Raw genomic sequence first — 11,746 nt, 5'->3', positions numbered from 1 at the left:
GAGCAGGCTAAGCAATATGCAAATAAGCTCGTTGATGAGAGTGAAGTTGTTATTCAGTCACAGGAAAAGGATAATCTTATTATGGAGCAATCTGGGGGCAGCCGGCGGAAGCGGCCTCCAGGAGACGGGGAAGCGAACGATAGGCGTCGGGACCGACGACCACGTCCACCTTGCCGGTGGCCAGCAGGGCCTCCTTCATTCTCTCAGCCATGCATCCCAGGATTCCCACGATCACGTCGGAACGCTTGCGGCGCTGGATGTTGAACTGCTCGATACGGCCGAGGATGCGCTGCTCCGCATTGTCGCGGACCGAACAGGCATTTTCAGGTAAAGAGTGATTTTGTCTCGCAGGAAATATATAAATGGGAAATTTTGCTTGAACTGTTTAGACAATAACGATCCGGTTTTTGAGCACATCTCTTTTGATATCCAAATTTGAATTTTATGCGATCATAAAAGATTGTTGTGGATAATTCGTATATGTCACTGGTTTTTAGTAATTTAAATAGGTAGGAATAGCTGAAGCCTAGTGTTAGTCAGCACTGTAGGACTGATTAAATTTAACTTATTTCTTTAATTAAGATAATTATGTTTGTGTCAATTATCACACCTACTTATAACCGTGCGGGCACCCTTTATCGTTGTTATGAGTCATTGTCCGAACAAACTTTTAAAAATTTTGAATGGATCATTGTTGATGATGGCTCTACAGATGAGACCTCAAAAGTAGTGTCGACATGGCAGCGTGAATCGTCTTTGAATATCATTTATGTCCAAAAGCCAAATGGCGGTAAACCCTCGGCCGTTAATCACGGAGTAAAGATTGCAATTGGCGAAATGTGTGCAATACTAGATTCCGACAATGCCATTGCTTATGAAGGTCTCAAAACTTTAGTCGATGCTTGGGAGACAATTTCCTCCGACTTAAGGGAAAGTTATTGGTGTGTATGTGCTTTGGCCGAGGATTCAGTTACAAAAAAAGTTATTGGCGACTTATTTCCCTTAAACCACATTACTATTACAGGAGGTGAATTTCAGTTTAAACATAAAATAACAGGTGAAAAATTTGGACTGATGCGTACGGCATTGTTAAAAAATAATCCTTTCCCTGAAGCAGCCGGCTATAAATTTGTACCTGAAAGTTATATCTGGAATAGATTAGGACGACAATACAAATATATCTGCACAAATACAGTCGCATTAACTTATTATACGCCAACAGGCTCTGGCTTTGGTAATCTTAGTGGCAAAGCAAATCACATACGAAATGCTATGGGGTTGATTATTTGTGAAGTTGACCTAATAAACAAGGATCTACCGAATTGGTTTTTTAGTGCCCCCATTTTCTTTTTCAAAAGGGCAGCACAGCTATCCCGCTATGGAATTCATTCTGCATCTTTTTTGCGTAACTTCACCAGGTTGGAATCAACAAAGGGAAAGATGCTTGTTTTGTTATCATTTCCGGTTGGATTTACCCTTTATTTAGGAGATAAGCTGTGGTATAAGTATTATTACTCACCAACTAAAGCAAACATGTCAAGAGATACTATTTCTTAAGGGATAAGGATGCATCAGAGGGATTAGAGAAACCATATTTGAGAAATCCCAAGACCATTTATTTTACTTTTCACTAATGTAATTAACAGATTGGCCAGCATAGCTGCCCATATCTGCATTTCAATGGCATTTTATTTTAAATGAGTATATTTGATAAAATTTAATAAGATGAAACCATCATAAGCTTTCATACCAATGAATAAACTTATGATAGCTCATGATATTTGAACACTAATCTTAAACTGATGAAAGAAGTTACAGTACAAGAACTGAAACAGAAAATAGACAATAAAGAGGATTTTCAACTGATCGATGTAAGAGAGACTTTTGAGTATGAAACCTCTAACCTGAATGGAGAAAATATTCCATTAGGTGGTCTGTTGATCGAAGCAGATAAAATTGCAAGAGACAAACCTGTAATTATGCAATGCAGAAGCGGTAAAAGAAGTGCTGCTGCGGTAATGCAGTTGGAGCAAATGCTTGGCTTCGACAACTTATATAACCTTAAGGGTGGAATTTTAGCATGGCAGGAAGCTTATGATCCTAACATGCCTGTATACTAATTAAAAGAATGAAGAAACAAATTGCAATGAACGTGTTTTACACGTTGGGTATAATTGTGTCGGTACTCGGCATCAAATGGGGTTTTGAAAACGACCAACAGGTAGCTGGTGGATTTTTTATCGTGACTGCCCTGTTCTTTTTATACCTAAAAATAAAATTAACCAAGGACTTCCGCAAGGCGCTTAGAGACCGGGCCAATCAACCTTAATTCCTTCCAGGCCCAGGCCTGGAAGATTTTTTAATACAATCCTGCCGTCCTTTAATTCAGGATAATCAAAAGGGTTATTTTTCGTTAACCAGGGGCCATCCAAATCAGCCCAATCGCAGAGAGGGGCCAATGCTGTGGCCGCCAGCGTAGCACATGAGGTTTCACTCATACAGCCAATTAATACTTTCATGCCAAATTTGCGGGCTTTCAGAATCATCTGGTGGGCCTCGTACATGCCTGCGCTTTTCATCAGCTTGATGTTAATGCCATGGTAAGCTCCTCTCAGCTGGTCCATGTCTGCCAGGCGCTGCACGGCTTCGTCGGCAAGGATGGGGATCGGACTTCTGCCAGTTAACCACGCATTGCCATCCAAATCATTTTTATCCATCGGCTGCTCAATCAATACCACACCCTGGTCATGTAACCAGTAAATGGTTTCTATAGCCTTTTTACGGTCAGCCCAGCCCTGGTTGGCATCCACATATAAAGGCAGGTCCGTTAAACTTCTGATCGTGTTAATCAGCTCGCGGTCATTGTCTCTGCCCAGTTTAATTTTTAATACTTTAAAATCCGTGGCATCAGCTACTTTTTCTTTGATCACTTCTGCACTGTCGATACCAATGGTATAAGAGGTTACCGGCATGTTGCCGGGGTCGGCACCATAAATTTCATAACAGGGCTTTTGTAGTATCTTGCCATTAATGTCGTTTAAGGCGATGTCAATGGCAGCTTTAATGGCCGGATGACCAGGTGCCAGGCTGTCTAGGTATGCTAAAATCTCCTGAAAGTCGAAAGGGTAGGCCATGCGGCGCCAATCTACTTTATTTAAAAACGCAACTGCACCATCATAACTTTCGCCCATATAGGGCACCATCGATGCTTCTCCATAACCATCCACATTCTCGTAACGTAGCTTCAAAATCAACAGGGGTGTGCTGGTCCGTGAAAATTTAGCAATGGCGAAAGGATGTTTTAATTCGAGGTTATACGAGATATAGGAAACTTCCATGGGGTGCGAGCCGTTTAGTAATATCAAAGTTAAAAAAAGATGTGCCGGAGCGAATGTAAAAATAATATGCCTAATATTGCCACATCTTATGAATAGCACCGTATACCAACCATTTAAAAACTTCGACTTCAAATACAAAAACTGCTTTTTAAGTGGTGATATTTTCCCTGCTCCGGTAGTGGAAACGAATGTTTTACCCGATTGGTTATTGGCCGTAGCCAACTATACAGGCGAAGAACGCATTAAGTTGCTTGATGAAAGTGTCCGCTCCTACAATACGTTGAAAGTGCCGGTAAGTAAGGAGATTCAGGAAAATTTTATACAGCCTCTGGAAGACAAAATTTCGCATGCTTTCTCCATCGGTTATGAAGCGGTAAGTCAGCTTCCTGAAGAGGACTTATTCAAGTGGATAGGTAAGTTTATGTATAGCCTGATCTATATTGAGATGAATGCAGCCATCAAACTGCAGCAGCTAAGTGGCGATGGCATGAACATGTCGCAGGGACTGATGCATAAGTTCGGGAATCTCAATATCATGGTGCAGAGTATATACAGAGATGTGGTTTATGAAGATTTTACACCCTGGTCTATCGTGGTGGTGCCTTTAACTGAGGCCGATCATTATTTCAGCTTCCGTGACGAGATCAATACCCTTACCTTTTCTTTGAAACTTAAAGATTTTGGCATCATTGCTTGTTTGCAGGACAATGGTACCAACAAAAAGTTCCACCAGGAAATACTGAACAGCATTGCAGGCAAGCCATTAAGCGAGCAGCAGTACGAAGAACTTTGTGCCCGATTCTTTTACTCGGCCTATTTGTTTAACCGCCTTCCTGAATACAATGTGATGCCATTAGAAGGCAGCGTATACATTGATGCCATGCCGTTAAAAGGCGCATTTAACAAACCCTTGTTTGATGTATGGCAACATAAAACCTATGCCCAGGTGCTCGAAAATTTCTGGAAGCCATGGGGACAAACCCTGTTTGAAATTATTAAAGACCCAAGATCCCCCATTAGCTTTTTTGATCCTCCTTATTTACCTGAAGCGGGCTAACCGATTGCGGCCATTAACTGGCCCAGAAAATGCGGGATAATGCGTGGTTCTAATATAATTGTGATGATTACCCCTGTAATGGCACCATAGAAGTGGGCGTCGTGGTTAATGTTATCTCTAGAGTTCCTGGACATATAAGCGCAATAAATCAGGTACAACACTCCAAATACACATGCCCAGATGGGTATTGGCAAAGGGAAAATCATCAGTGTAGAAAATGGGTAAAACAGGATGTAGCTGAATAATACCGCCGATATGGCACCAGAAGCACCCAGGCTATTATACCAGAAGTCATTTTTATGTTTCACCACTGTAGGCAAGTCGCTTAGTATCATACCCAGTAAATATATGGTGGCAAATTGCCAGTGCCCTATAGTTGCCTCCAGGCGGAAAGCGAAAAAGAAAAAGGTAAACATGTTAAAGATGAGGTGCATCCAGTTTGCGTGGATCAGTCCACTGGTAATTAACGTATAGACTTTGTTCTTTCGGTATACACTATAAGGATGCAGCATAAATTTTCCGTATAACACATTGTCGTTAAAGGCATAAATGCTGGTGATGATGGTAAAAATAAAAATAAGGGAGGCTACAGGTGTATTTTGTAAATATTCCATTTTGTTGTTATAAAGGTAGTTTTGTGTCTTTTACAAGACGGGTAATCGGGTAACGTTTATGTGTTTTCTCGTAATAATCAGAGTTTTTGTAAATAAAATCAAGCTGAGCGGCTTGATTTTTCGCAAACTCCGCATTATTTGCTTTCTCTTTTTCCAATTGTTTCCTTAGCGCTGGATTTTCTTTAAGCAGTGCTGCTGCGGTATCCTCAAATACGTAAGCAGAATAATGCTCTTTTTGTCCAAGCACTGCATCGAAAAAATTCCAGTTAAAAAAGGAATCTGTCGCCTGCGGCTCTAAAGTTTCGACAATATACCTGTTTTGAGGCTGATTTACATAAACTACATAATCTCCGGCATAATAATGCAATTCTTGTTGCACCGTTTGAAGCTGTACCGCGGAGTGCAGGTAATGGCCTTCGTAGGGATAGGGGGAGGTTTTAAAATCTTTCAGGTAATAGACATCAACTGGAAGAGTAATGTCTTCAGCAAGCTCCTTTACAATTACTCCATTTAATCGAAGCAACTCTACCACCCGATCCCAGGCTTTTGGGATGATATAAGCTGTTGGTTTATTTACCGTTACTACAGGCTCAAAGCTGTTCCACTCCTTAATGTTTTTTGTGTATGGGGCTTTTCTGTCATAATACAGGCGGTCGGCACCACTCACTTCGCTGGGTTTATATTTAGCTCCATAACCTTTAAAGGTTAGGTCTGAGGTGTTTTCCTTGTTTAACTTCCATACTAAGGGAAATGTGGATTGTGCCGCTACAGCAGCATCCGCCCTGGCTTTGTTAACACCAATCACACTGGCGTCGCGTACCACGATATCGATATAAGTTTCCAGTAACTGGTAAGTCGATTTTACCCTTTGATCGAAGGCCTTAAGCATATGAGTTTCGGGCATAAACCCAATTACGTTGTGCAGGGCAGCGTAGCCTGTAGAATATCGTGCATTTTCCAGAAAACCTTCAATACCTTCATCAGGAGTTTCCTTCACGCTATTTATATAAGGGATCAGCTCAAAGCCCTTTTTAGCCATTTGTTTATACAAATCTGGTAACATGGTTCTGACCAAGTATTCTGACAACACTGGATTTAGCTTATCTTTTTGCGTAGGGATCAATGTCATCGTATACTGGTAATCCGCCCCATTGCTGGTATGGGTATCAACAAATATATCTGGTTGCCAGGTGTTAAAGATCAACTGGAAAGTCTGCGAATTTTTAGAGTCTGTTTTAATAAAGTCGCGGTTCAGGTCGTAGTTTTTACTGTTTCCACGAAAGCCATACGCTAAAGGTCCATTTTGATTGGCCCTGGAAGTGCTGCTGCGGTTGTAACTTCCGCCAATATTATAAAGCGGGATGATACAAATAACCACATCGTCTGGCAGTCTATTGTTTTTCAGTAAATCACGTGCCAGCATCATGGAGGCATCTACACCTTCTGGTTCACCAGGGTGAATCCCGTTATTGATCAGTAAAATCCTTTTATTATTTTTTTTAAGCACCTGGGGGTCGAAGGTCCTGTCTTTCGAAAGCACCATCAGGTGTAGTGGTTTACCAAAGTCGGTCTGGCCATAAGTCAGTAGTTTTGCCTGCGGGTAGGTTTTTTCAAGTTGCTCATAATAATTGATTACCTGCGGGTAAGTGGCTGTTTCTTGTTTTTTACTGCTTTCAAAAGGTGTGGGTTGTGCAAAGCTTTGGAGGGTAACGCAAAAAAGGATCAGGAAGAGTAGACGCATTCGTTAGTACTTTTTAAAGGTTTTTTGTGACAGCCCTAGCGGGCCAAAGTTATATTTGATGCCCAGGCTGAAGAAGGAATAGATATCAGGTTTACCGTTTCTAAAGGTCACCGTGGTGATATCATAGCCATCCATTCCCTCGCCTATGGTGATATTACTTTGAAGGTTGATGTTCGCCACAAGGCGGTATTGCCCATAACGGTCTGGGAAAAAGTAGTTCATCCCGATATTTAGGGGGATTACTGGTTCTTTATTGTAAGGAATATACACTTGTTCGGGAGCATTCTCTATACCCCTAAGTAATTCATTTACCCTATTTTGGATAAATCCAAAACCTGTACCTACGTATAATCCTTTTATGTGGTTAAACAGGGGGTTGTTTTTATAATCAACAATACTTCCAAGAGCGAGTTTCCCATTAAGGGTGATGGCGCGGTAATCATTTTTAAATCGGCGGCCATATGGGTCCACCTCATTTTGTCCACCTTTGATTTGTCCTTGTTGCACTTCAAGTCCCAAACTAATAAAAGGCGTAAATTGATAATCGACAGTGCCATAAACAGCAGCAGCATTATTCTTTTCCGGCAAATCAGCATAGGACCTGGTGATGCCGGCACCGGCACCAAAGCTTATTTTATGGAAGCTGGATTGCGCCGTAACATAAAACGAACATGCGAGAAAGATGCTGGTGAGTATTATTTTCAATTTCTTTACCTTTACCTCTTTAAAATTATGCTAAAATATCAAAATAAAACCGAATCACTAGCAGATCGCTTTAAGCGGTATGTGCAAATTGATACACAATCAGATCCTGATTCTGCAACAACTCCTTCCACGGAGAAGCAAAAAAACCTGGGTCGTGTACTGGTTCAGGAACTGTTGGAATTGGGCATTTCTGATGCACACATTGATGAATATGGTTATGTTTATGCGACCATACAGGCAAATACCGACAAAAAAGTTCCTGTGATCTGCTTCTGCTCGCACATGGATACGTCGCCGGATTGCAGTGGTTTAAATGTGAAACCAATTGTGCATTTCAACTACCAGGGGCAAGACCTGGTTCTGCCTGATGATACTTCCATCGTTTTAAAACAAAGCGAACACCCTGATCTGAAAAACCAGATTGGTAATGATATTATTACCGCCAGTGGTACCACCTTACTGGGTGCCGATAATAAAGCCGGTTTGGCCGAAATAATGGAAGCGGCTGCTTTTTTAATGCAGCACCCGGAAGTAAAACATGGTAAAATAAGGATTTTGTTTACGCCCGACGAAGAGATTGGGCGTGGTGTAGACAATGTGGACCTTGAAAAGTTAGGTGCCGATTTCGCGTATACTGTTGACGGCGAAAGCCTGGGTTCATTGGAGGATGAAACTTTTTCTGCCGATGGCGCTGTGTTAACCATTCATGGCGTAAGTTCTCATCCTGGCTTTGCAAAAGGCAAAATGGAAAGTGCCCTAAAAATATTAAGCGCTATTCTGGATCGCCTGCCCAAAGATAAATTGACGCCAGAGGCCACCAGCCAGAAAGAAGGTTTTATACACCCGGTAAACATACAAGGGAATGTTGAAACGGCTCAGGCACATTTTATTTTGCGCGATTTTGATGATACGCTATTAGCCCAGCATGGCGAGACGTTAAGAGCATTGGTGGAAGAAGTGCTAAAAGCATATCCAAAGTCTACTTATCAATTAGAGATTACCCAGCAATACCGAAATATGAAAGGGGTGCTGGATCAATATCCACAGGTTATTGCCATAGGGATGCAGGCTATCGAAAGAGCAGGGATTACCCCTAAAAAACAGAGCATCAGGGGTGGTACAGATGGTTCACGTTTATCCCTAATGGGATTGCCATGTCCGAATATCTTTGCCGGAGAACATGCCTTTCATGGCAAACAGGAGTGGGTTTCGATACAGGATATGGAAAAAGCTGTCCAGACCATTATTAATATAGCTGTCATTTGGGAAGAACAGGCTTAGCGATTTTTATTTCAGTGTAAGCTGCGCCAGGTACTGGTCGCTGTCATCTTCCATTACAATGTGGCTGTTCCAGCCTGCTGCGGCAGCCACATCTTTCAAGGTTTGCTGGTCAATATAAACCCAGTCGAACCATTTTCCTACCTGTTTTTTGTATTCATAAGCAAAAGCAACTTCACCGAAATAGGTGTTTTCAGGCATGGGTACCTCCTCATAGAGGTAAGAAACGTCTGAGCTGTCGAACAGCAGTTGCCCACCAGGTTTTAGGTATGTTTTTGCTTTTTGCAAAAAGGCTTTAAAGCCTTCTATGGTTCCGGTTACGCCAATGCCGTTCATCATAAAAAGCAGCGTGTCGTAAGGCTCCGCCAGTTGAAGATCGAAAATATTCTGTTCCAACACATTTTTTAAACCCCTTTTCTTCATTATAGCTACTGCCTTTGTAGAAATGTCTAAAGCAGTAACCTCGATGTTCCTTTGCTGTAAAATGAGGGCATGGCTTCCGGCACCGGCGCCAATATCCAATACCCGGCCACGGCAAAGTTCCAGGGCTTTGAGTTCAAGTTCTGGCATTTCAGATTCACTCCGGAAAAATAAATCAACGGGCATTTCCTCCTCTTCACCGTAGGAGTTGTGTACCCATAGTGTTTCTGTTGTTCCTTTTTCGAAATAATCCTGTAATGCGGCGCCTAAAATATCCATCGGCCAAAGTTAGCCGATCTTAGGAATTTATATTGTATTCCACCCTTGTTTTTGGTAAACTTTGTGGATAATTGTCTCTCACAAAAGCAAGCATATGCTCCCTCACATGGCAACGGAGGTCAAACGCCTGCCCTGAATTTCTTGCACTCATCAAGAAACGCACTTCAATGGTCGCCTCCTTATTATCGGTAACCTGCACTACATTTACCCTTTTATCCCAAAGGTGATGCGCATGCAAAACCTTGGTCAGTTCTTCTCTTAGAGGCGGGATTGGAGTGTTGTAATCGAGGTACAAAAATACAGTGCCCAGCAGGTCAGCAGATACCCTGGTCCAGTTCTGGAAAGGTTTTTCAATAAAATACGTGATAGGAAGGATCAGTCGCCGCTGGTCCCAGATGTTTACAACCACATAAGTAAGTGTAATTTCTTCTACCCGGCCCCACTCACCCTCTACAATCACTACATCGTCGATTCTGATGGGTTGTGTAAAAGCAATCTGAAAACCCGCCAACAGGTTAGCCAGTGTTTTTTGTGCGGCAAAACCTATGATAATACCCCCGATACCAACCCCGGTTAGCAAACCAGCCCCTATTTTCCGCATGCTTTCAAAGCTAAGCAAGATGATAGAAGCGGTTACAATCAGGATCAGTGAGACGGCAAACTTGCGGATAAATTGCAGCTGGGTGCGCAGTTTCCTTTCTTTAAGGTTGTCCTCTTTGTTAAGGTCGTTGTAGTGAAAAAAGCTCTCCTCAAGGATCTTGATCGTTTTTATGAGGATAATGCAGAAATTAATGGTCAGCGCAATTTCAAGCGTCCTGTTCAATTGCAAATAAGCTGTCGCATTGAGTTTCATGAATTCAAGTGAAGCGTCGAGCAGGACCAATGGGATGAAAAAGCCAACAGCATTGTCGAGGTATTTCACCACTACATTCAACGTAAAAGTTGCCCAATACCTTGAAAAGAATAAGAATATCTTTTTTAAAATGAATTTTAACAGCAGGCCGATAATGATGGCCAGCAAAGCAATACCGAGGTTCTCGGCCACCTCTTTGACCGGGAAATTGTTGAAACTATCAAAATTTAACATGGTTTATACGCGTGTTTCCTCCACCCATGCCTGAAATAGGTCGTAGTTTAGTAATATTTATATGTCGTATGATAAAGTAATCAGGTGTTTGCTGCCCGCCATTTGACGGGCAGCACCTTGGAAGGGGTTCTGTTCTCCATGTAGTCCTTAGGCAGTTACTTTAGAAATGGAGTCTTTAACGGTATCAGAAGCGGAAGCTAGCCTGTCTTTAGAAGCATCAATTACGTCGGCTAACCAGTCAGATACACTTTCCTTTAAGTTGCCGCTTTTATCGCTTGATATAATTAAAGCAACAGCAGCACCTAAGGCAGCTCCTGCCAATATTCCTGCAACAATTTTAGTTTCTTTTGTCATGATTTTCGTTTTATAATGTTTATATTTTGATTCGTATATAGGTTTAAACAAGTAAATCGCTTTTTAGTTTGTAATTTTAGCAAGACGCGGATAAACAAGTACTAAAACTTTATGGTCGGCTGACCGCAGAAATAACATACCATGTATTTAACTATAAGTAAAGATATTAGTTTTTTTACATCCAGTAATTCAAAAACCAACTGCAATTTTCTTAGTAAAGGTCTTTAATAAGCGATACCAGCTGCGAAGTGGAATTGTAGTGCGGCTTCTCCTTAGTCCGTATTAAGTCCAAGTTCAGTCCAAATTGAAACCAAGTAATTCTAGAATTACTTGGACTTATTATGAAGTTAAATCACAGTGAATTTTGAATAAGGATCAGCTGCTGTATGATTGCATGTAACTTTCTTTAGACTTAATAGCGCTTTATTGTTTTCTGTTTGGACTGTTCATCCTAATGAAAATAGGAGTTATCCAGCGATTCCATCGGTAAATAAGGAGGTAATGTTTGAAATTCATGCTTCATGAAAACGAAATCCTTGTTCCGCCTGTGAAAAACAGATATAGCCCCTTATTATTACTGGAAAGATGTTAGGGCGTACTACATGACATTATTGGGAGAGCGTTAATAGACCAACACGATGAATAAAATTTCTTTTTGCCTGAGTGTTTGATTTATAAAAGATTTCTATCTATCTTTGCAGTCCCTAAATTCTAGGGGGAATAAAAGAATTATTAACAAATTAAATACAAGCAAGTGAATACGTTAAGTTACAAAACTGTCTCAGCCAATGCTAAAACTGTTAACAAACAGTGGGTTGTTGTTGATGCTCAAGGCGAGATTTTGGGGCGCTTGTCATCGAAGATCGCTATGAT

The 11,746-nt window shown here is 41.4% G+C and carries 13 protein-coding genes and 1 pseudogene; 6 read left to right on the top strand and 8 right to left on the bottom strand.

The features are described from left to right. Window positions 1-79 precede the first annotated feature (79 nt). Window positions 80-274 (bottom strand): hypothetical protein, encoded by a 195-nt coding sequence (locus ACR2F3_RS00080; RefSeq protein WP_432707945.1) that lies wholly within the window; start codon window positions 272-274, stop codon window positions 80-82. 314 nt (window positions 275-588) lie between these two features. On the opposite strand from ACR2F3_RS00080, the gene ACR2F3_RS00075 reads away from it, so the two are divergent. The 3 genes from ACR2F3_RS00075 to ACR2F3_RS00065 all read left to right on the top strand — a co-directional run bounded on the left by ACR2F3_RS00075 (window position 589) and on the right by ACR2F3_RS00065 (window position 2,329). Next, entirely contained in the window at window positions 589-1,557 is a 969-nt protein-coding gene (locus ACR2F3_RS00075; protein WP_432707944.1) for a glycosyltransferase family 2 protein, read from the top strand. Window positions 1,558-1,802: 245 nt separating this feature from the next. Further along, window positions 1,803-2,120 (top strand): rhodanese-like domain-containing protein, encoded by a 318-nt coding sequence (locus tag ACR2F3_RS00070; RefSeq protein WP_432707943.1) that lies wholly within the window; start codon window positions 1,803-1,805, stop codon window positions 2,118-2,120. An 8-nt stretch (window positions 2,121-2,128) separates the two neighbouring features. Further along, the gene (locus ACR2F3_RS00065) at window positions 2,129-2,329 is read left to right on the top strand and encodes a DUF6358 family protein (RefSeq protein WP_432707942.1); all 201 of its coding nucleotides are present in this window, start codon (window positions 2,129-2,131) and stop codon (window positions 2,327-2,329) included. Here the strand turns inward: ACR2F3_RS00065 and ACR2F3_RS00060 are convergent. Then, window positions 2,304-3,338, bottom strand: coding sequence for a dipeptide epimerase (locus tag ACR2F3_RS00060; RefSeq protein WP_432707941.1), 1,035 nt, complete (start codon window positions 3,336-3,338; stop codon window positions 2,304-2,306). The genes ACR2F3_RS00065 and ACR2F3_RS00060 overlap by 26 nt on opposite strands. An 88-nt stretch (window positions 3,339-3,426) precedes the next feature. On the opposite strand from ACR2F3_RS00060, the gene ACR2F3_RS00055 reads away from it, so the two are divergent. Then, complete coding sequence (locus ACR2F3_RS00055) at window positions 3,427-4,395, top strand: hypothetical protein (RefSeq protein WP_432707940.1); 969 nt, start codon at window positions 3,427-3,429, stop codon at window positions 4,393-4,395. Here ACR2F3_RS00055 and ACR2F3_RS00050 read toward each other — a convergent pair. Genes ACR2F3_RS00050 through ACR2F3_RS00040 form a run of 3 tightly spaced genes read right to left on the bottom strand, consistent with a single transcriptional unit; the run spans window position 4,392 to window position 7,455 of the window. Continuing rightward, a complete protein-coding gene (locus ACR2F3_RS00050) occupies window positions 4,392-5,009 on the bottom strand; it encodes a rhomboid family intramembrane serine protease (RefSeq protein WP_432707939.1) in 618 nt (205 codons plus the stop codon). The genes ACR2F3_RS00055 and ACR2F3_RS00050 overlap by 4 nt on opposite strands. A 7-nt stretch (window positions 5,010-5,016) precedes the next feature. After that, window positions 5,017-6,750, bottom strand: a complete 1,734-nt coding sequence (locus ACR2F3_RS00045) for a M14 family metallopeptidase (protein ID WP_432707938.1) — start codon at window positions 6,748-6,750, stop codon at window positions 5,017-5,019. Window positions 6,751-6,753: 3 nt separating this feature from the next. Beyond that, window positions 6,754-7,455: a hypothetical protein gene (locus ACR2F3_RS00040; protein WP_432707937.1), complete on the bottom strand. Its 702-nt coding sequence runs from the start codon at window positions 7,453-7,455 to the stop codon at window positions 6,754-6,756. A gap of 27 nt (window positions 7,456-7,482) precedes the next feature. Here ACR2F3_RS00040 and pepT point away from each other — a divergent pair, with 27 nt between their 5' ends. Continuing rightward, window positions 7,483-8,736: a peptidase T gene (gene pepT, locus ACR2F3_RS00035; protein WP_432707936.1), complete on the top strand. Its 1,254-nt coding sequence runs from the start codon at window positions 7,483-7,485 to the stop codon at window positions 8,734-8,736. 6 nt (window positions 8,737-8,742) lie between these two features. Here the strand turns inward: pepT and ACR2F3_RS00030 are convergent, their stop codons facing one another. The 3 genes from ACR2F3_RS00030 to ACR2F3_RS00020 form a co-directional block, all read right to left on the bottom strand. Beyond that, entirely contained in the window at window positions 8,743-9,432 is a 690-nt protein-coding gene (locus tag ACR2F3_RS00030; RefSeq protein WP_432707935.1) for a class I SAM-dependent methyltransferase, read from the bottom strand. Window positions 9,433-9,451: 19 nt separating this feature from the next. Continuing rightward, complete coding sequence (locus ACR2F3_RS00025; protein WP_432707934.1) at window positions 9,452-10,519, bottom strand: mechanosensitive ion channel family protein; 1,068 nt, start codon at window positions 10,517-10,519, stop codon at window positions 9,452-9,454. A gap of 147 nt (window positions 10,520-10,666) precedes the next feature. After that, on the bottom strand, window positions 10,667-10,873 hold the full coding sequence (locus ACR2F3_RS00020; protein WP_432707933.1) for a YtxH domain-containing protein: 207 nt from the start codon (window positions 10,871-10,873) through the stop codon (window positions 10,667-10,669). Window positions 10,874-11,627: 754 nt separating this feature from the next. Here ACR2F3_RS00020 and ACR2F3_RS00015 point away from each other — a divergent pair. Continuing rightward, window positions 11,628-11,746 (top strand): annotated as a pseudogene (locus tag ACR2F3_RS00015) (50S ribosomal protein L13); the annotation flags it as partial.

The sequence above is a fragment of the Pedobacter sp. genome, assembly GCF_045627485.1.
GTDB lineage: Bacteria > Bacteroidota > Bacteroidia > Sphingobacteriales > Sphingobacteriaceae > Pedobacter.
This window is presented reverse-complemented; position numbering and strand designations above follow the sequence as displayed.

Bases quoted from the DNA above. Each gene is read 5' to 3' on its own strand.
- ACR2F3_RS00075 (WP_432707944.1), top strand. From the start codon at position 589: ATGTTTGTGTCAATTATCACACCTACTTATAACCGTGCGGGCACCCTT.
- ACR2F3_RS00070 (WP_432707943.1), top strand. From the start codon at position 1,803: ATGAAAGAAGTTACAGTACAAGAACTGAAACAGAAAATAGACAATAAA.
- ACR2F3_RS00065 (WP_432707942.1), top strand. From the start codon at position 2,129: ATGAAGAAACAAATTGCAATGAACGTGTTTTACACGTTGGGTATAATT.
- ACR2F3_RS00060 (WP_432707941.1), bottom strand. From the start codon at position 3,338: ATGGAAGTTTCCTATATCTCGTATAACCTCGAATTAAAACATCCTTTC.
- ACR2F3_RS00055 (WP_432707940.1), top strand. From the start codon at position 3,427: ATGAATAGCACCGTATACCAACCATTTAAAAACTTCGACTTCAAATAC.
- ACR2F3_RS00050 (WP_432707939.1), bottom strand. From the start codon at position 5,009: ATGGAATATTTACAAAATACACCTGTAGCCTCCCTTATTTTTATTTTT.
- ACR2F3_RS00045 (WP_432707938.1), bottom strand. From the start codon at position 6,750: ATGCGTCTACTCTTCCTGATCCTTTTTTGCGTTACCCTCCAAAGCTTT.
- pepT (WP_432707936.1), top strand. From the start codon at position 7,483: ATGCTAAAATATCAAAATAAAACCGAATCACTAGCAGATCGCTTTAAG.
- ACR2F3_RS00030 (WP_432707935.1), bottom strand. From the start codon at position 9,432: ATGGATATTTTAGGCGCCGCATTACAGGATTATTTCGAAAAAGGAACA.
- ACR2F3_RS00025 (WP_432707934.1), bottom strand. From the start codon at position 10,519: ATGTTAAATTTTGATAGTTTCAACAATTTCCCGGTCAAAGAGGTGGCC.
- ACR2F3_RS00020 (WP_432707933.1), bottom strand. From the start codon at position 10,873: ATGACAAAAGAAACTAAAATTGTTGCAGGAATATTGGCAGGAGCTGCC.